Origin of the sequence: Isoptericola sp. 178, assembly GCF_030586525.1 — a bacterium.
Classification (GTDB): domain Bacteria; phylum Actinomycetota; class Actinomycetes; order Actinomycetales; family Cellulomonadaceae; genus Isoptericola; species Isoptericola sediminis.
The window spans coordinates 84,755-106,619 of record NZ_JAUQYN010000004.1 but is presented as its reverse complement, the minus strand read 5'-3'; the positions used below and the strand labels follow the sequence as shown (position 1 = coordinate 106,619).

Below are 21,865 nucleotides of genomic sequence, written 5' to 3'. Positions count from 1 at the left end.
GGTCACTCCTCGGCAGGTGGCAGCCTGCGCTCGGCTGCGGCGGCCCCCTCGGCACGAGCGCTCGCGAGAAGCCTGTCGAGCTCCTGCTTCCGGCGACGGCGTCGAGCGACGCCGGCACCGAGGAGCAGGACGAGCCCGGTGAGGAGCAGGAGCTGCGGCACGGGGAGGGCCCAGGCGGTGATCTCGGCGGCGACGGGCTCGGCGACGACGTCGGCGGCGTCACCCGTGGGTTCGACGGCCGACGGCTGCGCGGCGACGCGCACCCGCACGGGCCCGAGCGGCCAGAGCTGCTCCACGTCGGCCTCGACCGCGCGCGAGCTCCCGGGGAGGACCTCGCCGCCCTCGGCGGTCGTGGACCGCTGGCCGTCCCAGGCGTCGGCCGTGACCAGCGGATCGGCGGCCAGCCGGACGTTCCCGTCGTTCACGAGGTCGAACCGGACGCTGGCGGAGCCGGGAGCGAACGGGTTCCAGGACGGCTCGTAGGTGACGTCGAGGTCCGTGGCGTCCAGGCGCGCCTCCACCGCACCGGGCACCCGCACGTCGACCCGCACGCCCACGCGGTTCTCGACGCGGACACGTTCGTCACCCGTGATCACCGATGCGGTCACGCCCGCGGGATGGTCTCCGGGCGTCGCCCGCGCGGGAACGGCGATGTCCAGCGGGACGACGACGGTCTCTCCCGGTCCTGCGGTCACCGACGGGGGTACCTCGATCCACGACCCGGCGTCGACCGGCTCCGATCCGGACGGGCGCACGTCGAAGCTCCCGTTCGCGGTGAGGTAGCCGTCGTTGGCTGCCATGGCGAAGGTGACCTCGGCGGTGCTGTGGTTGGTCACGGAGACCTGGTCGGTCGTCGAGGCGCCCGGTTCGACCGTGTGGCCGATCGACCTGCGTCCGTCCGGGCCGGCGGTGTCGGCAGCCGCCACCGACCACGTGATGCGGTCGGGCTCGGAGGCGTCCTCCGCCGCCCCGGCCGCGGTGGCGGACGGGGCGGCGAGGGACGCGGCGAGCCCCAGGACCGTGGCGAGAACGGATGACCGCATCATCGAGGACTCCTGAGGTGTGCGGGGTGGGGCGTCAGCTCTGCTCGAAGAGCGTGAGCGTCAGCGTCGAGGTGTAGGAGCCGGCAGGGATGTCGGCGGGCGTCCGGAGCGTGAGGCCGGCCTCCACGTCCCACGTGCCGATCTCCTCGGCGGCCGAGAACGTCGAGACGAGCAGCTCCTGCCCCTCCAGGCCCACGGCGGCGGCGCCGGTGCCGTCGTCGACCACCGAGGACACCGGCTCTCCCTCGGCGACCAGTCCGGTCGAGGACGGGGTGAGGAGCCGGGGTTCCCAGCCGAGGTGTTCGGGGCCGAACGTCTGCGTGGCGTCGCTGCCCTCCACGAAGTCGCCCGCCTGTCCGACGACGGCCCAGTACGACCCGTCCGGCACCTCCTCCGGGGAGCGGGTGTCGGTCACCGTGACGGTGGGCGTGGTCCCGACGAACTGGCGTGCGGTGTCGTCGGAGCCCTCCTCGACGAGGGCCACGCCGTCGTTCGCGGCCACGGACATCGACAGCTCGCCCGCAGGGGTGAGGTCCTCGATGTCGACCGAGATGTCGATGCTGTCGTCACCGGCCGGGTCGGCGGCCGCCGCGAGGGTCGGCACACCGGCCGCCGCGAGCAGGGACAGGCCGATGCTCGCGGCGGCCGTGCGCCGCCTGGTGCTCCGTGCGTTCATGTGAGATCTCCGTCGTCGTCGTCGCGATCCGCCTCATCACGTGCCGCACCGGCTCGTCGACGAGGCAAGAGCAGGTTTCTGCTCTGTAGAACTAGGAATCTCTCAGAAAGAATCATCGGTGTCTACCCCTGAGCGACGGCAGAGACAGCCCGGTCCTCGTGGTCGCGCTGTGCCCGGTCTGGCTGCAGCGCGTCTCGGCCGTGATGGACAGCATGTGGCCGCCAGAACTCTATGACGGATTTTGCGTGAACTCTGGTCATGAAAGTCAGAATGTGTCATTCTCGTCCACACCGAGCACTGTCCAGCTGCAATGAAGCACGGGAGGCACCCAGGCATGGCCCCAACGACAGTCCGCACGGCAGCGCGCCACAGACGGCTCGCCGTCCTCACGACCCTCACGGCGTTCGGCGTCGGCGCCCTGGTTCCCGCGGCCGCAGCTGCCCCGACGGCCCTCCCGCTCGCCGCGGACGGCGACGCCTACGTCGACCAGCCGGACCACGACACCGCGCTGTACAGCGTGGTCGCTCCCGACAACGCGGCTGCCCAGGAGTTCGTGCTCGACGTCGACACGACCGTCGAGCGGGTCAGTGTCTGGCTGTCCTCGAGCGCGACGGAGGGCACGATCACCACGGAGATCCGTACCGATGTCGAGGAGCCGACGAGCGCGATCGCCACGTCCGGCATCGACATCGCCGAGGATCTCGGAGGTTCGGGGTCCGGCTGGATCGACCTCGACTACGACGTCTCCGTGGCGGGCGGCACCGGGTACGCGCTGGTGGTGCAGGCGGACGTGCCGTCCGGCAAGGTGGCGTGGCACGGGACCAGGACAGCGAGGCCCGGGTCCCTGCCGAGCTGGAACTACGACGTGCCCTACTGGGGCGGGTGGCAGCAGTACGGCGGCAGCCGTGCCGCGTTCCACATCAACCCGACGGGCCTCGAGGGGTGCGGCGGGGGCTGCTACCAGGTCGTGCCGGACTGGGCGCTGCGACTTCCGGTCGCGGGCCTGTACTCGAACGGGACCGACGTCGCCCCGATCTCCCCGTCCGAGGGCTGGGGTGCGGAGTACGTCCCGGGCAGCAACGTGCTGGAGATGCCGGACGGCCGGTGGCGCTACCTCCCCGAGGGCGCCACGAGCCCGGTCACCGTGGCGGCCGGCGACGCGGACGCCATGGCTCAGATCGAGGAGTCACGCGCCTGGCTCGCGTCCGGGACCATTCCCGGGAGCACCGCGGAGGAGCGGGCCACCGCCGAGCGGGCGCTCCTCTCGATGCGTGCGCTGACACGGCCGAACGGTGCCGTCGCCGCCGCGTGGCACTCGGCCTGGAAATACTCCTGGCCGCGTGACTCCAGCTTCGTCGCGGCGGCGTTCGCAGCCACCGGTCACATCGAGGAGTCGCTCCGGATCAACACCTTCAACGCCTCGACGCAGCGTGCCGATGGCACGTGGGAGGCCCGGACGACGCTCGACGGCGCAGGTCCCCCCGACGACCGCGAGTGGCAGCTCGACGGCAACGGCTTCGTGCCGTGGTCGATCTGGCAGTGGTATCGGGCCGCCGACGAGTCGAGCACGCGCGACGCGCAGCTCGCCGACCTGTACCCCACCGTGCAGAAGGCAGCCGACTACTCGGCGGCCTCGCTCGACCCTGACACGGGTCTTCCGCCCGCCTCGCCCGACTACTGGGAGCTCGGCACGGACACGCCCAACCTCGGCACGGCGGTCCCGCTGCTCGCCGGGCTGAATGCCGCGGCGGACCTGGCTGCGGAGACCGGGAACGCCGACGACCGCGATCGCTGGAGCAGTGCCGCCGACGCGCTGGCCGACGGCATCGCGAGGACGTTCGCCCCGCTCGGGTACCCGCGGACGACGGAGAACCCGGATGCCCGGGAATCCGCCGTCGGGCTCATGGCACCCCCTTTCGTGGAGGCGCCGGCTGGTCTGCCGGACGCGCTCGACGCCTCCTGGGACGCGCTCGTGCTGCCCAGCGGTGGCGTGGTTCCAGGCGGCTCCGGGTGGGGTGTCGCCTGGACACCCAGCACGAGCTTCTTCGCGCTGGCGTGGGCCGGCACCGGCAACACCGCCCGGGCGACGGAGACCCTCGACTGGATCGTCGACTCGCGCACCTGGCTGGGGGAGCTCCCCGAGCAGGTGGCGTCGGACGGCAAGGCGACGTCGGTGAGCCCGCTCGTCTGGACCGGCGCGCTGTCCCTGCTGATCATGTCCTCGCTGGACGACGACCCGTTGCCCACGCCGCCCACCGCGGTCGCGCCGATGTCGGAGCCGACGGTGACGGCGACGGCGGAGCTGCGGTGCCTCGACTCGCACGCCTACCTTGCCGTGGCCGCGAAGAACGAGGAGCCGGACCCCGTCGCGATCGAGATCGGCGGCGATCACGGCACGCGGTCCTTCGCCACGGTTGCACCGGGGACCTTCGCCACCGCGACGTTCGCCACCCGGGAGGACTCCGTCCCCGCCGGTGAGGTGGAGGTCGTGGCGAGCGCGGAGATCGAGGGCGAGACGGTCTCGACCACCACCACGGTCCCCTACACCGCGACCGACTGCGGCTGACCCCGCTTCCCACGGCCACGACACCCGGAGAGCGCTGTGTCCGCACGTGAACCCTCCGTCCGTCGTCGAGATGACGTCGTGACCAAGCCCCTGCACGACACACGAGAGGCACCCGCCATGTCCCGTACGACAGTCCGGACGACCGCACGCCGGCGACGGCTTGCTGTCCTCGCCACACTCACCACGTTCGCCGTCGGAGCGCTGGTGCCGACGGCCTCAGCCGTCCCGTCCGCACCACCACCCGCGTCCGTCGACGACACCCCGCCCGCCCCCAGCACCTTCGACACCACGCCCGCGCGCGCCGCGATCGAGCGACTCGTCGGAGCGCGCGACGACCTGGAGCTGGTGGGGATCGACGCCGGCGGGGAGGGCGACCGCTACCGGGTCACGGCCGACGCCGGGGCGGTGCGCATCGAGGGCACGTCCCCCTCGACCATCGTCGCCGGCTTCCGTGACTACCTCGGCGCCGAGCTCGACATGTCCATCTCGTGGAACGGCGACAACCTCGGGGGGACGGACGGACCCGACCTCCCGTCGGACCTGCCGCTGCCCGACGCGCCGATCGAGGCTTCGGCGAACGTCGAGCACCGCTTCTACGGCAACGACACCGAGGACGGCTACACCGGCGCGTACCGGACGTGGGAGGACTGGGAGCGCGCGATCGACGTGTTCGCCGCCCACGGCATCAACGAGGTGTTCATGCCCGTCGGGACGGACGCGGTCTACTTCGACACGCTGACGCAGTTCGGGTACTCGACCGACGAGATCCTCGCCTGGATCCCGCAGCCGTCGCACCAGCCGTGGTGGCTCCTGCAGAACATGTCCGGGTATCCGTCGCCCGTCACGGAGGCCACCCTCGACGCCCGCGCCGAGCTCGGCCGGAAGATCGCCGACCGCCTGCGCGAGCTCGGGATGACGCCCGTGCTGCCGGGGTACTTCGGCACCGTCCCCGACGAGTTCGCCGAGCGGAACCCCGGTGCGGTCACGGTGCCCCAGGGTGGGTGGGTCGGTTTCGAACGGCCGGACTGGCTCAGCCCCGCCGACGGCGTCTTCGCCGAGGTGGCCGATGCCTTCTACACCGCGTCGGAGGAGATCCTCGGCACCTCGACGATGTACAAGATGGACCTCCTGCACGAGGGTGGGACGGCCGGTGGCGTGGACGTGGGCGAGGCGACGCTCGGCGTCGAGGACGCCCTGCAGGCAGCCAACCCCGGAGCCACCTGGGTGCTGCTCGGCTGGCAGAGCAACCCTCCCCGCGCCATCATCGACGCGGCCGACCCGGCGACGACCTTCATCGTCGACGGGCTCTCGGACCGGCGCGTGCTCGACCGTGAAGCGTCCTGGGCGCCCGTCCCGTACGCGTTCGGTGCGATCTGGAACTTCGGCGGGCACACGACGCTCGGCGCTCAGCTGAGCCTCTGGAACACCCGCTACCACGAGTGGCTCGACCGATCCGGTTCCCACATGACCGGTGTCGCGATCCTGCCGGAGGCCGGGGACAACAACCCCGTCGCGTTCGAGTTCCTCGCGTCGCGGGCCTGGAGCGACGGGCCGGTCGACGTCGAGAAGTGGTTCGCCGACTTCGCGACCCGACGCTACGGGGTGCGCGACGAGTCCGCCGTCGCCGCCTGGGACGTCCTGCGACGCACGGTGTACGACCTGCCGACGGACGACGGGTGGAGCGAGGCCCAGGACGCGCTCTACGGAGCCACGCCCAGCCTGTCGCGGACCACCGCCGCGTCGTTCTCGCCGGGCAGGGCTCGCTACGACATCGACGAGTTCGCGACGGCGCTCCCGCTGCTCCTGGACGCGAGCCCCGAGGCCCGGGCCACGCCGACCTACGCGTACGACCTGATGGACGTCGCACGACAGGTTCTCTCCAACACCTCCCGCACACTGCTCCCGCGCCTCGCCGAGGCGTCGTCCAACCGGGACGCCGAGACGTTCCGTGAGCTGTCCGACCAGTGGCTGGCGAACATGGACCTGCTCGACGACGTGGTCGGGACGCAGGAGCAGAACCTCCTGGGCGCGTGGCTCGAGCGTGCGCGGTCCTACGCCGTCGACGACGAGCAGGCCGCGGCGCTCGAGGTCGACGCCCGGTCGATCCTGACGACGTGGGGTGATCGGTCCGCGGTGAACGCCGGACTCAACGACTACGCGAACCGTGAGTGGCAGGGGCTCGTCGGCACCTACTACAAGGGACGCTGGGAACAGTTCCTCGACGGGCAGCACCAGAGGATCGTCGACGGCACGCCCGCCCCCGCGATCGACTGGTACGCCGTCGGCGAGGAGTTCGTCCAGGGCACGGGGTCGTTCCCGACCGAAGCCAGCGGCGACATCGTCGCGTTGGCCACCGAGGTGGTGGACCGCCACGCGGAGGCCGAGGCGCCCCTGCCCGACCCGCCGTCCGCCGGGACGACCTACGTCTCCGACATGCCGTTCGTCGCGACGCGGGTGAACGGCGCGTACGGTCCGGTCGAGCGGGACACCGAGGTCGGCAACGCTGCCGCGGGCGACGGTCAGCCCCTGACCATCGACGGGACCGTGTACGACAAGGGGATCGGTGTCAACGCGAGGGCCGAGGTCGACCTGTATCTCGCCGGCAGCTGCTCCGCGTTCGACGCGATCGTGGGGATCGACGACACGATGAACCGCTCGGACGCCTACCCGAGCGTGATCTTCCGGGTGGTCGGTGACGGCGAGGTCCTCTTCGACAGCGGCACCGTCCGTGCCGGTGATCCGCGCGAGGTCTCGGTCGACGTCAGTGGTGTCGAGACCCTCACCCTCGAGGCCGATCCGGACGTCGCGTCGACCCAGCCCGGTGCCGGTGCGGAGTGGTGGGACCGGGCCGACTGGGCGGACGCCCGCGTCACCTGCGGGCCGGCGGTGGCCGTCGAGGCCTCTGCCGAGCTCCGCTCAGTGGGTTCGCGCACCGTCCTCGCGATGCGGGTCGACAACACGGAGGACGTGCCCGTGGACGTCGAGATGTCCACGTCGTCCGGGACGGTCTCCGGACGCGTCGAGGCAGGCGAGTCCCTCTACCGGGGCCTGGTGCTCCGGGAGGACCTGGACGGAGGCACCGTCCGGGTCAGCGTCACGACCGTCGGGGAGGACCCCGAACGGACGGCGGAGTTCGAGCTCCCCTACGGCAGCGCGAACTGACCTCCACCGGGGCGGTCGGACTCCCGTCCGGCCGCCCCGCCCCCTCGCGCCCCCGGGCGCTCCCGAGCGAAGGAGCTTGCATGAGGCCCTCAGTCCGACGATCCGACCACCGGTCACGGCCACCACGCCGCAGCCGCCGTCCCGCCGCAGCCGGCGCGATGCTGGCCCTGGCGACGACCGCGGTCCTCGCCGCGCCTCCCGTCTCGACGGGCGCTGCGGAAGCGGCGGTCGCGACCGCAACCCCCGTCGGGACGGCCACGTCCTCCGTGGTCCCAGAAGTACCCGTCGACGCGTCCGGCACGACGATCGGTGCGATCTCCGACGTCGTGCAGGACGCGGAGCAGGTCACGCTCCAGGCCGCCGACGGCGCTGCCCGCGTGACGTTCCTCGACGAGGCGACCGTCCGCGTGGAGTCCGACCCGTCGGGGAGCTTCACCGACCCCGCGAACACACCGGAGGGTGACCCCGCCCGCACGGCGGACATCGTCGTCGGGCGTGACGAGTTCCCGGGTGTGGAACCGACGGTCACGGAGGCCGACGGCGAGATCACGCTGTCGACCGACGCCGTGGCCCTCACCGTCGACGCCGACACGTCGAGAATGACCCTTCACCGCGCCGACGGCTCCGTCGTCTGGGAGGAGTCGGCGCCCGTCACCTTCGGCGCGGACAGTGCGACGCAGCACCTGGCCACGCAGGACGGGGAGCAGTTCCTCGGCGGTGGCATGCAGAACGGGCGCTCGATCCACACGGGCGAGACCGTCAACGTCGCCCGGAACTTCGACTGGAACGACGACGGTTACCCGAACGCGGTGCCCTACTACATGACGAGCGCGGGCTACGGCGTCCTGCGCAACACGTTCGCCCGGGGTTCGTACACGTTCACGGCCGATGCGACCACCACCCACGAGGAGCGGCGGTTCGACGCCTACTACTTCGTGGGTGACTACAAGGAGTCGCTCGACGGCTACACGGCGTTGACCGGACGCCCCCTGATGCCACCGGTGTACGCGCTCGAGTACGGGGACGCCGACTGCTACAACCGCTCCAACCCGGACTACTCGCCGACAGGAGGCGACCCGGAGGGCATCAAGCAGACCACGCCCCAGGCGGCGATCACCGCGGCCCGTTTCAAGGAGAACGACATGCCGGGCGGCTGGATGCTCGTCAACGACGGGTACGGCTGCGAGTACACCGAGCTGCCCGAGACGGTCGCGCAGATCGCCGAGGAGGCCGACCTGGTGACGGGCCTCTGGACCGAGCGGTCCCTGACGAACCAGGAGTACGAGGTCGCCGAGGCGGGAATCCGCCTGCGCAAGCTCGACGTCGCCTGGGTCGGGTCCGGGTACCGGCAGGCGCTGACGGCCTGCGAGAGCGCCCACAGCGGCATCGAGGAGTTCTCCGACGCACGCGGCACGTCACTCATGGTGGAGGGGTGGGCCGGTTCCCAGCGCTGCGGCATGCAGTGGACCGGTGACCACGCGGGCAACCTCGACGCGGTGCGTTGGCAGGTCTCGGCGCTGACCGGCGCCGGCAACTCCGGCCTCCCGTTCACCACCGGCGACGTCGACGGCATCTTCGGCGGGTCGCCGGAGTCGTACGTCCGCGACCTGCAGTGGAAGGCGTTCGCCCCGGCGCTCTACTCCATGAGCGGCTGGGCCGCGGTCGACAAGCGTCCGTGGCTCTACGGCGACGAAGCGACGAAGATCAACCGCGACTACCTGCAGCTGCGCCAGCGGCTCATGCCGTACATCTACACGCTCGCCGCGCAGGCGCACTCCCAGGGCACGCCGCCGATGCGGTCGGTCGCGCTCGAGTACCCCGACGACCCGATGGCGTACGGCGAGGAGGCGAACACCGAGTTTCTGCTCGGGACCGACTTCCTCGTGGCGCCCGTGTACACCGACTCGGACGTGCGCGACGGGATCTACCTGCCCGAGGGGCAGTGGGTCGACTACTGGACCGGACGCCTGTACGACGGTGGTCGGGTGCTCGACGGTTACGACGCGCCGCTCGACACGCTCCCGGTGTTCGTCCGCGCCGGCGCGATCGTCCCGCAGGGGATGGTCGCGCGCAACGCCTCGCTGGTCCCGGAGGACTCGACCATCACGCTCGACGTCTACCCCCAGGGTGAGAGCACGTTCGAGCTGTACGAGGACGACAAGGTGACGCGGGAGTACGCCGATGGACGGTCGGCGCGCCAGAGCTTCACGGTCGAGGCGCCGGACCGCGACGGCGGCGACGTCAGCATCGCCATCGGCTCGCGCGACGGCGGCTACACCGGCATGGCCGAGGAGCGTCCGTACGCCCTCGACGTGCACACGGGGTCCGCGCCGGAGGCTGTCGTGCTCGACGGCACCGATCTCGCGGAGGTCGCCGACGCGGCCGCGCTCTCGGAGGCGGCGACCGGCTGGTTCTTCGACGAGGAGCGCGGCGGCGTCGTGCGGGTGAAGGTCGGGACCCTCGCCGCGGACGCGTCGGCGAACCTCGTGCTGCGTGGTACCAGCGCCGTCGGCGGCCTCGACTCGGACGGTCAGCGGGTGTCGCTCGAGGTGGAGGCGCCGGGCCAGGTGTTCCCCGGTGAGTCCGCAGAGGTGGAGATGACCTTCACCAACACCGGCACGAAGGTCAAGACGGACCTCGAGATCGCGGCAGAGCTCCCCGAGGGCTGGACGACGGACGACGTGCAGGGGAGCACCGCGGCGGCTGTCGCCCCGGGGGACTCGGTCACTGCGACGTTCGTCGTCACACCGGGATCGGGCGCGAAGGCCGGTGCTGCCACGGTCCGGGGCGCTGCTGCCTACCTCGACTCGGCCGGCGGTGAGCGATCGGTGTCCGGTGGACAGCAGGTGGACGTCGTCTTCGCGAACCTGGCGGACGCGTTCAACCGTGTCTCGATCACGTCGCTCGAGACCAAGGACACCGGGAACTTCGACGGTTCGGGGGCCTCGTTCTCGGAGACCGCGCTGGCCGACGCCGGAGCGACCTGGGGCGAGCCGGTCTCGGTCACCCGGGGCGACGACACGTTCGACATGGTGTGGCCGGATGCGGCACCCGGGGTCGCGAACTCGACGTCCCTGGCGGGCCAGACCGTCGCCGTCTCCGGGTCGGGGACGCACCTCGCGTTCCTCGGGTCGGGGGCGTCGGGAGGCGGCGTCACCCCGGAGGTGACCATCACCTACGCCGACGGCACGACCGCTGAGCGCTCGTTCTTCCTGCCGAACTGGCTCCTGCAGGGCGATCGGCGGGACGCGGTGGACGCGGTGGAGAGCAAGGGCCGCAACAACGCCGCCAACCCCGACGGCTACGAGTACCCCTCGTACACCTATCGGGTGTACGCGAACGTCGTAGCGCTGGACCCGTCGAAGGAGCTCCGGTCGATCACCTTCTCGCAGACGGACCGCGCGATCCTGTTCGACATGAGGCCCGTCGACCTGACCCTGCCCGAGGCTCCGTCCGGTGACGTCTGGTTGTCGGACCTGCCGTGGGTGTCGGCCTCCAACGGGTACGGCGTGATCGGCATCGACGTCGCCAACAAGGACAACGCGAGCTCACCCGACAAGCCGCTCGTCATCAACACGACCGACGAGCTGAAGGAGACCTACGACAAGGGTCTGGGGGTCCACGCGCCCTCGAGGATCACCTACTACCTGGGCGGCGAGTGCACACGGTTCACCTCTGACGCGGGCCTCGAGGACGGGTTCTCCGGCTCGGTGATCTTCTCCGTCGACGTCGACGACGTGAGCCGCTACGAGGGCACGACGTTCCAGCCGGGATTCCCCACCGAGGAGATCGACCTCGACCTCACGGGGGCTCAGTACCTCGAGCTCGCCGTCTCCACGCCGGGGACGTCGATCAACGGTGCGCACGGGGTCTGGGGCGGTCCGCGTCTCGAGTGCGACGAGGACGCCCCGGAGTTGGCGTTCTCGACGGATGTCCGTCTGCGGACCATCGGGTCCTCGACCGTTCTGGCCGTCCGGGTCGTCAACGACGAGGGGGTTCCGGTCGACGTCACGATCGAGACACCGTACGGGGACAAGTCGTTCAGCCAGGTCGAGCCGGGACAGAGCGCCTACCAGGCGTTCTCGACGCGATCGGACGCCGTCGATGCCGGAGAGGTGCTCGTCACGGTGACGGGCACGATCGACGGCAAGGAGGTGACCGCGACGCGGGCCGTCCCGTACCCGGTGGGCTGATCCGCCACTGGCGGGCACCGCGGTGCTCGCCGAAAGGGCCCACCTGCGCGAGATCACGCGCCGGTGGGCCCTTTCGGCCTTCCGTGTCCCGGCGCCCGTCGGGCCGCAGCACGGCGCAGTCCCACCGCTTGATCGCTGGCCTCCGTCGGTGCCGAGAGACTCCGGGGGCCCGGAATGCGTGGGACGCTGGCCGGGAGGAGGCGCGAGCTCATGGGACGCGATGCCTATGGAGTGCGGGCGAAGGTCTACGACCGGGTCGTCGAACCGATGAACGCGCCGCTGCGTCGGATCGCCCGGCGGATGTGCCCTCCGGATCCGGGATGGACCGTGCTCGACATCGGGTGCGGCACCGGGGCGGCGCTGGCCGAGTATGCGGACGAGGGATGTGCCGTCGTCGGCGTGGACACCTCACCGGCGATGATCACGGCAGCGCGTGAGCGCCTCGGCTCCGAGGCGGACCTGCGTCTCGTCGAGGGGTCGCGGCTGCCCGTCGCCGACGGCAGCGCGGACCTGGTGCTCGTCTCCTTGGTGCTGCACTCGATCAGCCGCTCGGACGGCGTCGCGCTCCTGCGTGAGGCCCGGCGGACGCTGGCACCCGGCGGCCGCGTGCTCGTCACGGACTTCGGCACCGACGGCCTCCGGTTCCCGCGCGGGTGGGGCACACGCGCGTTCACGGCGGTGGCCGAGCTCCTCGCCGGACCCCGCCACGCGCGGAACGCCCTGACCTACCTCCGGCGGGGTGGGTTGCGGTCCCTCGTCGACGAGGCCGGGCTGACCCTCACCACGCAGCGTCCGTCAGCCGGCGGGAACATCACGCTTGCCGTCCTCACGGTGTGAGGGGTCCACCTCCGTCGGCGCGGCCCTGAGGGGCAGCACCGAGAGCACGATCATGGCGCCGGCGAAGGCGTAGGTCGCGATGCTCAGCGCGCCGAGGCGGAGCCAGACGACCAGCATCGGCTCGGGGTCGACGAGACTGGCCAGGGCGACGGCCGCGTTGTAGGGGAGCTCGGTGGACACCACGAGCCAGACCGTCAGCACGACGAGCGTGAGCGTGGCCGTCCACAGGGGGACCAGCTCGCGGTACGAATTCGCCCTCGCTCGGGAACGCCAGGCCAGCAGCACGGCGAGACCGGTCACGAGTGCGACGGCCGCGCCTGGCCAGAGCAGCCAGATGTGGGGTGGCGGGGACATGACCGAGACAAAGGTGGTCCCGGTCCAGTCGAGTCGCGCGTTGTTGGAGACGGCGGCCACGTGGAGATCGAGGTAGCCGATGATCACGACGTAGGCCACGACTCCGGGGAGGGTCGCCAGGGCGCTGAGCGCGAGCCGCCAGGTCGGCGATCTCGTGGACGATGTCATCGGAAGAGCCTAGGTGCCATCTCCCGAGGTCACATGGCCAGTGCCTTCCACGTCCCCTCGGAGACCACCTCGACGGCGCCGTCCGCCACCACGATCGCGGTGTCGTCGTCGATCGCGTAGGCGGGGCCGCCGAGGCCGGCCGCCCACGTCTCGGCCGCGGCCAGGGTGTTGGTCGGCAGGTTCGGGTGGTCCAGGTGCGGAAAGATCGAGAAGTCCACGAGTCCCAGCGTGCTGTCGTCGCCCTCGCCGGGCGGCTGCCACCCGACGAACTCCTGCCCGATGCGCGGCGTCGTCACCATGCTGCCGGCGCTCATCCCGAGCCAGACGGTGTCCGTCAGCTCGGGCAGGAGATCCGCGAACCCGGACTCCCGCACCCAGTGGCTCAGGTACACCGCGTCGCCGCCGCTGAACAGCAGGACGTCGGCGTCCCGGACCACCGGCTGCCAGCGTTCGGCGGGGAGGCTGGGCAGCGCCGTGAGCTCCAACAGCCCCATCGACTGCCACCCGAGCCCGACCATGGGGTTGCCCTCCTCCTTCCCGGCGACGAACTCCCACGCCTTGATGCCGGGCCCCACCCACGGGTGCCCGTACATGCCCGTGGGGATGCACAGCGCCGTGCACGCGGCGACGGGCTTGTCGAGCAGGTCGTCCAGGGCCGAGCGGATGGTCGGGTTCGTGACGCCGCCCGAGGTGAGCAGGAGCTTCATGTGCGCCTCCCGTGACGCGGTGAGATCGGGTCACGCACAAGGACGGTGGACAGGCGCGGAACTCATCGCGCGCCCCGACCGTCGAGACAACGCGCGGACGGGCGGCCCGAAGCGGCCGCGCCCCGTACCGTGGTCACTGTCTCCGACGGAGGGGGTGGGACGTGAGCGCCCAGGGCACCGGCTTCACCGAGAAGACCTTCACCTTCTTCGAGGAGCTGGCCGCGCACAACGACCGCGACTGGTTCAGGGCCCACCGAGACGTCTTCGACCAGTACGTCGACGAACCCTTCGTCGCGCTGCTCGAGGAGGTCACCGCGCGGCTCGCCGACACCGACGTCCCCCTGCGCGGCGGGTCGGCCACCACCTTCCGGATGAACCGCGACGTCCGCTTCAGTCCCGACAAGAGCCCGTACACGACGTCGCGCTCCGGCCTGCTGACGCCCAGCGGCACCAAAACCGAGGACGGCGGCCTGGTCTACGTGCAGCTCAGCGCCGACGGTGGACTGCTCGCGGGCGGGCTCTACAAGCCGCCCACCGCGCGACTGGACCCCCTGCGACGGTCGATGGTCGAGGACCCCGACCGCTTCACCGCCGTCGTCGACGACCTCGCCGCCGCCGGGCTCGAGCTCGAACGGAGCGACGCCGTCAGGACCATGCCGCGGGGGTACGCCGAGCACGCCGACCATCCCCTGGCCGACCACCTGCGGCTGCGGCAGCTGGTCGTGATGCGGCCGCTGCCGCGCTCGACCTGGCTCGACGACACCGTCACCGATCGCGTCACCGCCTTCGCCCAGGACGTCTCGCCCCTGCTGCGCATCGTCACCCTCCGCTGATCATCGGCGGACACCCCGCGCGGCAGCGCGTGGAAGCGCTCAGACCTCCGTCGCGACGGCGGCGACCACAGACTCGTAATGCTGCACCAGCTCGTGGCAGACCTTCGCCCAGGTACGCCCGAGCGCCCGCTCCCGGGCCGCCGCACCGAACGCCCGTCGCTTGCGGTCGTCGCCCAGCAGGTCGTCGACGTGCGCGCGCAGCGCCCGGTGGTCGCCCGGCGGGTACAGCCAGCCGGTGTGCGAGTGCGCGACGACGTCGATCGGGCCGCCCGCGGCGGGGGCAACGACGGGCACCCCGGAGGCGTGCGCCTCCTGCAGGGTCTGGCCGAACGTCTCCAGCTCGCCGGGGTGGACGAAGACGTCCAGGCTCGCCATCGCGCGGGCCAGCTCCTCGCCGCGCAGCAGACCGGTGAAGCGGGCCTCCGGCAGCAGCTCTTCCAGCAGTGGCCGCTCGGGACCCTCGCCGACGACGACGAGCCGCACGTCGTCCCGGTCGTGCAGCACCCGCAGCGCCTCGACCTGCTTCTCCGCGGCGAGCCGCCCGACGTACCCGACGAGCAGCGGCCGCCCGGCCCCGACCTCTCGCCGCCAGGCATCGTCCCGGGCGCCGGGGCGGAACAGCTCGGTGTCCACACCCCGTCCCCAGCGGTGCACCCGCGGGATGCCGCGGGCTCGCAGGTGGTCGATGGTCGGCGTCGACGGCGCCAGCGTCAGCGCGGCGCGGTCGTGCAGGGTGCGGACGCGCCACCACAGCAGCGGTTCGAGGTGCCGCACCCCGTACCGGGCCGCATAGCTGGGGACCTCGGTCTGGTAGACGGCGACGGCCGGGACGCCGAGCGCCTCGGCGACCTGCATCCCGCGCCAGCCGAGCATGAACGGCGAGGCGAGGTGCACGACGTCGGGCGCGAACGCCGCGAGCGTCCGCTCGATCCGGGCACGCTGGCCGACGACGACCCGCACGTCCGGGTAGCCCGGCAGGCCGACCGACGGCACCTCCACGACGGGCGCGCCGTGCACGAACGGCGGCAGGTCGCCGTCGTCGGTGTCGGGAGCCAGGACCAGCGCGTCGTGCCCGGTGCGCTGCAGGTGCTCGAGGACCCGCAGGACGGAGTTCGTGACTCCGTTGACCTGCGGGAGGAAGGACTCGGCCACGATCGCTACCCTCACGCTCCGCACACTGGCGGGCCCGGGTGACCAACGGGGGAGCGGCCGGCGACGGGTCGGGGTCGACCCGCGGAACGGGTGGGAAACGTTCGGTGCCGGCTACGCGGACCGGGCGTCGTCGTCCGTCGTCGTCACGTGGCGTCCGCCCGGCTCCGCGGTGCCCAGCCGCACGAGCTGCCACACGGCACCGACCATGAGCACCACGAGCGCGGCGTTGCGCAGCGCCTCGATGACCACGATCCAGGCGTCGCCGGCGAGGAACGGACCGTAGCCCACCGGGTAGACGAGGTAGGTGGCGTAGGCGACGAGGACCATGCCCAGGGCGGGCGGCCACCAGGCGCGCAACGCACGGCCCTCGGGCAGCGACGCCAGCGCGACGGCGACGACGGGTCCGATCCAGGCGATGAACTGCGGCGAGCCGACCTTGTTGAAGACGATGAGCGCGACGAGCTGCGCCGCGGCCGACAGCAGCACGATCTCGTAGGTCCGCGCGGGGTGTCGCCGCGCCACCCACCAGGTGAGGGCGGCCACGGCCACGACGGCGAGGATCAGCAGCCAGTCCAGGGTGTCGGCCACGGTCCGGGCGGCGTCCCCGAGCACCTCGAAGGTGTAGATCTCGTCGTTGTACTCGATCCGTACCGACGGGTCCCACCAGCGGGCCACGGAGAACCAGGTGGCGGCCACGGACTCGGCCTGCAGGGTGCGGCTGCCCTGCTGGCCGAACACGCTCAGCGCCCGGACACCGGCCCCGCCGGCGAGCGCGAGCCCCACGACGACGGCGCTGACGACGGCCCCGGGCACGACGACGGTGCGCAGCAGGTCGCGCAGGCTGCGGCGGGTGGCGGCGATCGCGACGACGACGGCGCCGGGGGAGATCTTCACCCAGGCGCCGGCGGTGGCCACGGCGACGGCGATGCGCGGGTGGCGGCGGGCCAGGACGAGGGCGACGAGGATCATCGGGGCGACGACGCCGTCGATCCGGCCGAGGAAGATCGGCCCGAGCGCGAGCAGGAACAGCAGCCACCACCACGCGCCGAGCACACCCCGCGGCGTCATGCGGACCAGGACGACGGTCGCCACGGCGTCGAGCAGGACGATCATCGCCGTCCAGACGATCTCGTACCCGAGCACGTCGACGCTGAGGACCCCGGGCAGCCCCACGGGCACCAGGGCCCCCGCCGGGTACACCCACGTGTAGTCCAGGACGGGCCACTCGCCGCCCGACAGGCCCTGCCGCGCCCACCACTCGTACAGCGTGACGTCGCCGAAGATCGTGTTCTGCCAGGAGATCGCCTCGTGGACGAGGCGTGCGTGCACCACGACGAAGGCGAGGGCCAGCAGCCAGGGGGACGCGAGCAGCCGCCCTCCGCTGCCGGCCGCCGGAGCGGATGTCGCGGTGGGCGGGTTCTCCGGTGAGCGGTCCTGCGCGGCGTCGGGCACCGCCACATCGTGCCAGAACGCCACCCCCGGCGCTCCGACGGCGGCAGGTGGCCGCGTCTCGAGGGTGCTGTCTACGATCGCGACGACCCGAAGTTCCCCGGCCTCGAGATCGAGGAGGCCCCGTGAGGCCGCGAGCCGCATCGTCCCGGAGTGTCCTGCGCCGGCTGCGTGCCCTGTCCCTGCTCGGCCCCGCCTTCGTCGCCGCGATCGCCTACGTGGACCCGGGCAACGTGGCCGCCAACCTCACCGCCGGTGCCGAGTTCGGCTACCTGCTCGTGTGGGTGCTGGTCATGGCCAACGCGATGGCGGTGCTCGTGCAGTACCTGTCGGCCAAGCTGGGGGTCGTCACGGGGCGCTCGCTGCCCGAGGTCCTGGCGGATCGCATGACCCGGCGGGGGCGGATCGCCTACTGGCTGCAGGCCGAGGCGGTCGCGATGGCCACGGACCTGGCCGAGGTCATCGGCGGCGCCCTCGCCCTGCGCCTGCTGTTCGACGTGCCCCTGGTGCTCGGCGGGCTCATCACCGGCGTGGTCTCGATGCTGGTGCTCTCGATCCAGCAGCGCCGGGGCCAGCGGGTGTTCGAGACGGTCGTGCTCACGATGCTCGGGGTCATCGTCGTCGGGTTCTGCGCGGGGCTGGTCGTCGCCCCGCCGGACCCGGGTGCCGTCGTCGAGGGGCTCGTCCCGCGGTTCGCCGGGACCGACTCGGTGCTGCTGGCGGCCTCGATGCTGGGTGCGACGGTGATGCCGCACGCGATCTACCTGCACAGCTCGCTGGCCCGCGACCGGGTGCGCCACGACCTCGCGGTGCGCGAGGTGCTCACCGAGCTCCGCGGGGCGGACGGATCACCCACGGAGGTCGACGCCCCGTCGGTGCCGGACCCCGGCCTGGTGGAGCGCCTGCTGCGCGTCACACGGATCGACGTCGTCGCCGCGCTCGTCATCGCCGGCGGGGTCAACATCGCGATGCTGCTGCTCGCGGCGGCCAACCTGCCGGGTCGTGCCGACACCGACACCATCGAGGGGGCGCACGCAGCCATCGCCGACGCGCTCGGCCCGGCGGTCGCGGTGCTGTTCGGCGTCGGGCTGCTCGCCTCGGGGCTGGCGTCCACGGCGGTGGGCGCCTACGCGGGCTCGGAGATCATGGCCGGGCTGCTGCACCTGCGGGTCCCGCTGGTCGTGCGGCGGGTCGTCACGCTGGTGCCCGCGCTGCTGCTGCTCTCGACGGACGTCTCGCCGACCTATCTGCTGGTGCTGAGCCAGGTGGTGCTGAGCTTCGGCATCCCGTTCGCGATGATCCCGCTGGTGCGCGTCACCGCGGACGCCGGGCTGCTGGGTCGGTTCCGCAACGCTCGCGCCACCCAGGCGGTGGCGTGGCTGGTGGCGGGGATCATCGTGGGGCTCAACGTGGCGCTGCTCTGGCTCACCGTCGCGGGCTGACCGGCGAACGGCCACCGTCTGATACTGCGTATCGCTTGACGTGAGACTCGGTTGCAGAGCATGATAGGAGCAGGCCGACGCCGTCGTCACCAGCTTCTGCGGCGGCGCGGCCGCCCCCGTAGAGAGTGAGAGAACCTCATGAGCCGCAACGCCCCCACCCAGATCGGCGTCACCGCACCCGACTACGACCTCACCGCCGCCTCGGACGTCGACTACGCCGGCGCCTTCGCCGGGATCGCCCCCGAGGTGCGCGAGCACCAGCTCGCCGTCCGCCAGTTCGTCCAGGACGAGGTGCTGCCGGTCATCGACGGGTACTGGGAGCGCGCCGAGGTCCCGTTCGACCTGGTCAAGGGTCTGGCCGAGCGCGACTTCCTGCGCGACGGCGTCGACGTGCCCGGCCGGCCGACGGTCTCGCTGATGGCCGAGGGCCTGGCCAGCATGGAGATGTCCCGCGGCGACGGCTCGGTCGCGACGGTCTGCGGCGTCCAGGGCGGCCTGGCGCTGCGCTCCATCGTCATGCACGGCTCGCCCGAGCAGATCGAGCAGTACGCCGAGCCCATGGCCCGCGGCGAGATCCTCGGCGCCTTCGCGCTCACCGAGCCCACCCACGGCTCGGACTCGGTCTCGCTGGAGACGACGGCGGAGCGCACGGTCCGCGACGGCGTCGAGGGCTACGTGATCAACGGCGAGAAGAAGTGGATCGGGTTCGGCTCCTGCGGCCACATCACCGTGGTCTGGGCCCGCCTCGTCGGTGATGACGGCGACAACCAGGTGCACGGCTTCATCGTCCCGCAGGACGCGCCCGGGTACACGGGCACCACGATCGAGGGCAAGATGTCGCTGCGTGCCATCTGGCAGGCACACATCGTCCTCGACGACGTGTTCGTCCCGGCCGACGCCGCGCTGCCCGGCGCCACGTCGTTCAAGGCGACGTCCGAGGTCCTCTTCGCCACGCGTCTGAGCGTCGCCTGGGCCGCCGTCGGGCACGCCATCGCCTGCTACGAGTCCGCCCTGGCCTACTCCACGCAGCGCGTCCAGTTCGGCAAGCCGCTGGCCGCCCGCCAGATGGTCCAGGAGCGCCTGACCCGGATGCTCTCCACCGTCACCCAGCTCCAGCTCCTGGTGGCGCGCCTGACCGAGCTCGCCGAGAAGGGCGAGCTCACCGGTGAGCAGGCGTCGCTGGCCAAGTACACCTGCACCCGTGGCGCCCGCGAGGTGGCCTCGATCGCCCGCGACATGCTCGGCGGCAACGGCATCCTGCTGGCCAACCGCGTCGCCCGGCACTTCGCCGACATCGAGGCCCTGCACACCTACGAGGGCACCGAGTCCATGAACGCGCTGATCATCGGCCGCGACATCACGGGAGTGTCCGCGTTCGCCTGAGCCGCAGCGAGGGTGAGGGCCGCAGCGCAGCAAGGCACTCGCCCGCAACGAAGGCGACGGCGAATGCGGGGCTGATCCTGTTCGCCTGATCGCCCCCCCCCCCACAGACCCCGGCGTGGATCGACGCCGGCCCGTGCACCTGCTGGTCCGATCACCAGCCGGCGAGGCGGTGCACAACGGACGAGCGCCGCCCCACCACGTGGGGCGGCGCTTCGTCGTCCCTGGGGCCGGGAGGTGCCGCACGCGAGGACTCCGTTCGGCAGTTCCTGCCTGGATCGGCACCTTGAGCTGCCGATCCAGGCAGGAACTGCCGACCGCGTGGCGGACGGGAGGGCGACCGCGTGGCGGACGGGAGGGCGACCGCGGGGCGGACCCGGGTCAGACCGGCTTGCTCAGCCGGCGCCGACGGCCAGCTGCTCGCGACGGTGCACCCGCCACCAGACGAAGAACCCGACCAGGGTGAAGACGCCGTAGAAGACGTACATCAGCGACGTGGCGAAGTAGCCCGCGGACCACAGCAGCGGCACCCCCACGAGGTCGACGGCGACCCAGACCAACCAGAACTCGACCCACCCCCGGGCCATCCCGTAGGTGGCCAGCAGCGAGCCCATGAAGATCCAGGCGTCGGCCCAGACGGGTTCGTACGAGCCCAGCGCCCGGAACAACGGGGTCAGCGCCGCGGTGCCGACCAGCAGGGCACCGACGAGGAACGCCCGCTGGGGCCACGTCGCCCAGTGCGGGTGCACACCCTCGGCGCCCGACGTCGGCACCTTGCCGTCGGCACGGAGCTCCAGGTCCTGACGCCGGGTCTCGCGCCAGCGCATCCAGCCGTAGACCGACACGGCGATGAACATCACCTGCCGGCCCGCCTGGCCGAGCATGTCCGCCCGGCTCGCGTCGCCGAACACCGAGCCGAGGAACACCGTCAGCAGCAGCACGTTGCCGACGATGCCGACGGGCCATGCCCACACCCGGCGGCGCATCCCGCCGAGGGCAGAGGCGAGGCCGAAGGCGTTGCCGATCACCTCTCGCCACAGGATCTGCTCGTCACCGATCGCGAAGGTCGCGTCGAAGAGCCACTCGATCATCGTGGTCCTCAGGCCAGCACGTCACGGACGGCACGGGCGACGTCGTCGGGCCCCGCGCCCTCCTCGAGCACGGCGACCACGACCCGCTTGCTGCCCGGCCCGCGGCCGTCGGGTTCGGCCGGAGCCGCTCCGGCCCGGGCGCTGTCCGGTGCGGGGCCGTCCGTCGGGGCGGTCGCGACCTTGCGCAGGTCGGCGAAGGCCTCCTCCAGGTCGGGGCGCAGGTCCAGGTAGGGGTTGCGCAGCCACCGGCGCAGCACCGCGTTGTGCACGGCGACCACCGAGGCCGCGAACGCGATCGACATCGTCGACGACGACCGCTCGGTCGGCAGGGTGTCGCGCAGGTAGGCGGTGAACGCCCGCTCGTAGCGGTGGGTGGTGACCAGCTCGCGGTCGCGCAGCGCCGGGACCTGCTGGAGCAGCCGGTGCCGGGCCAGGGAGGTCTCGCGCTGGCCCACGTGGTGGTCGAACACCAACCGGGCGGCGCGGCAGACCTCCAGGTACGGGTCGACCGCCGGGTCCCAGGCGGCGTCGTGGTTGCTGGCCTCCTCGCTGGCCCGCGCCTCGGGGCGGGTCGCGGCGAGCATCACCACGACCTCCTCCAGCAGCAGCTCGTGGTCGGCGAAGACCACGTCCTCCTTGGAGCGGAAGCGCCGGAAGAAGGTGGCGCGGCTGACCCGGGCGGCGTCGGCGATCTCCTCGACGGTGGTGCGCTCGTAGCCCTGGCGGGAGAAGAGGTCGATCGCGGCGTCGACGGCCTGCGCGTGGGCTTTCGTCCGTGCGGCTGTCATGGGCAGGAGGCTACTCGCCGTGCG

At 72.0% G+C, this 21,865-nt stretch carries 15 protein-coding genes; 7 read left to right on the top strand and 8 right to left on the bottom strand.

What is annotated here, in order from left to right; translation table 11 throughout:
- Nucleotides 1-2 precede the first annotated feature (2 nt).
- Nucleotides 3-1,046, bottom strand: a complete 1,044-nt coding sequence (locus Q6349_RS13720) for a WxL protein peptidoglycan domain-containing protein (RefSeq protein ID WP_304604557.1) — start codon at nucleotides 1,044-1,046, stop codon at nucleotides 3-5.
- A gap of 31 nt (nucleotides 1,047-1,077) precedes the next feature.
- Nucleotides 1,078-1,719, bottom strand: a complete 642-nt coding sequence (locus Q6349_RS13715) for a hypothetical protein (RefSeq protein ID WP_304604556.1) — start codon at nucleotides 1,717-1,719, stop codon at nucleotides 1,078-1,080.
- A gap of 334 nt (nucleotides 1,720-2,053) precedes the next feature.
- Between Q6349_RS13715 and Q6349_RS13710 the strand changes: the two genes are divergently transcribed.
- The 4 genes from Q6349_RS13710 to Q6349_RS13695 all read left to right on the top strand — a co-directional run bounded on the left by Q6349_RS13710 (nucleotide 2,054) and on the right by Q6349_RS13695 (nucleotide 12,477).
- On the top strand, nucleotides 2,054-4,285 hold the full coding sequence (locus Q6349_RS13710; protein WP_304604555.1) for a hypothetical protein: 2,232 nt from the start codon (nucleotides 2,054-2,056) through the stop codon (nucleotides 4,283-4,285).
- 117 nt (nucleotides 4,286-4,402) lie between these two features.
- A complete protein-coding gene (locus Q6349_RS13705) occupies nucleotides 4,403-7,447 on the top strand; it encodes an alpha-N-acetylglucosaminidase TIM-barrel domain-containing protein (RefSeq protein WP_304604554.1) in 3,045 nt (1,014 codons plus the stop codon).
- A gap of 80 nt (nucleotides 7,448-7,527) precedes the next feature.
- Nucleotides 7,528-11,640: an NPCBM/NEW2 domain-containing protein gene (locus Q6349_RS13700; protein WP_304604553.1), complete on the top strand. Its 4,113-nt coding sequence runs from the start codon at nucleotides 7,528-7,530 to the stop codon at nucleotides 11,638-11,640.
- 210 nt (nucleotides 11,641-11,850) lie between these two features.
- Nucleotides 11,851-12,477, top strand: coding sequence for a class I SAM-dependent methyltransferase (locus Q6349_RS13695; protein WP_304604552.1), 627 nt, complete (start codon nucleotides 11,851-11,853; stop codon nucleotides 12,475-12,477).
- On the opposite strand, the gene Q6349_RS13690 is transcribed toward Q6349_RS13695, so the two are convergent.
- The gene (locus tag Q6349_RS13690) at nucleotides 12,436-12,999 is read right to left on the bottom strand and encodes a hypothetical protein (protein ID WP_304604551.1); all 564 of its coding nucleotides are present in this window, start codon (nucleotides 12,997-12,999) and stop codon (nucleotides 12,436-12,438) included. The two genes, Q6349_RS13695 and Q6349_RS13690, sit on opposite strands and share 42 nt — an antisense overlap.
- Nucleotides 13,000-13,028: 29 nt before the next feature.
- Nucleotides 13,029-13,706, bottom strand: coding sequence for a Type 1 glutamine amidotransferase-like domain-containing protein (locus tag Q6349_RS13685; protein ID WP_304604550.1), 678 nt, complete (start codon nucleotides 13,704-13,706; stop codon nucleotides 13,029-13,031).
- 161 nt (nucleotides 13,707-13,867) lie between these two features.
- On the opposite strand from Q6349_RS13685, the gene Q6349_RS13680 reads away from it, so the two are divergent.
- Entirely contained in the window at nucleotides 13,868-14,539 is a 672-nt protein-coding gene (locus tag Q6349_RS13680) for a DUF2461 domain-containing protein (RefSeq protein ID WP_304604549.1), read from the top strand.
- Nucleotides 14,540-14,578: 39 nt separating this feature from the next.
- Here the strand turns inward: Q6349_RS13680 and Q6349_RS13675 are convergent, their stop codons facing one another.
- Nucleotides 14,579-15,706 carry a glycosyltransferase family 1 protein gene (locus Q6349_RS13675; protein WP_304604548.1) on the bottom strand — a complete coding sequence of 376 codons (1,128 nt, stop codon included), beginning with the start codon at nucleotides 15,704-15,706 and terminating at the stop codon, nucleotides 14,579-14,581.
- Nucleotides 15,707-15,802: 96 nt separating this feature from the next.
- A complete protein-coding gene (locus tag Q6349_RS13670; protein ID WP_304604547.1) occupies nucleotides 15,803-17,143 on the bottom strand; it encodes a glycosyltransferase 87 family protein in 1,341 nt (446 codons plus the stop codon).
- Between the two features lie 122 nt (nucleotides 17,144-17,265).
- Between Q6349_RS13670 and Q6349_RS13665 the strand changes: the two genes are divergently transcribed.
- Nucleotides 17,266-18,582, top strand: a complete 1,317-nt coding sequence (locus Q6349_RS13665) for an Nramp family divalent metal transporter (protein WP_304604546.1) — start codon at nucleotides 17,266-17,268, stop codon at nucleotides 18,580-18,582.
- A 138-nt stretch (nucleotides 18,583-18,720) separates the two neighbouring features.
- The gene (locus Q6349_RS13660) at nucleotides 18,721-19,965 is read left to right on the top strand and encodes an acyl-CoA dehydrogenase family protein (protein WP_171245666.1); all 1,245 of its coding nucleotides are present in this window, start codon (nucleotides 18,721-18,723) and stop codon (nucleotides 19,963-19,965) included.
- 392 nt (nucleotides 19,966-20,357) lie between these two features.
- Here Q6349_RS13660 and pnuC read toward each other — a convergent pair whose 3' ends face one another.
- Nucleotides 20,358-21,053: a nicotinamide riboside transporter PnuC gene (pnuC, locus tag Q6349_RS13655; RefSeq protein ID WP_304604545.1), complete on the bottom strand. Its 696-nt coding sequence runs from the start codon at nucleotides 21,051-21,053 to the stop codon at nucleotides 20,358-20,360.
- An 8-nt stretch (nucleotides 21,054-21,061) separates the two neighbouring features.
- Entirely contained in the window at nucleotides 21,062-21,841 is a 780-nt protein-coding gene (locus Q6349_RS13650) for a TetR/AcrR family transcriptional regulator (RefSeq protein WP_171245664.1), read from the bottom strand.
- Nucleotides 21,842-21,865 lie beyond the last annotated feature (24 nt).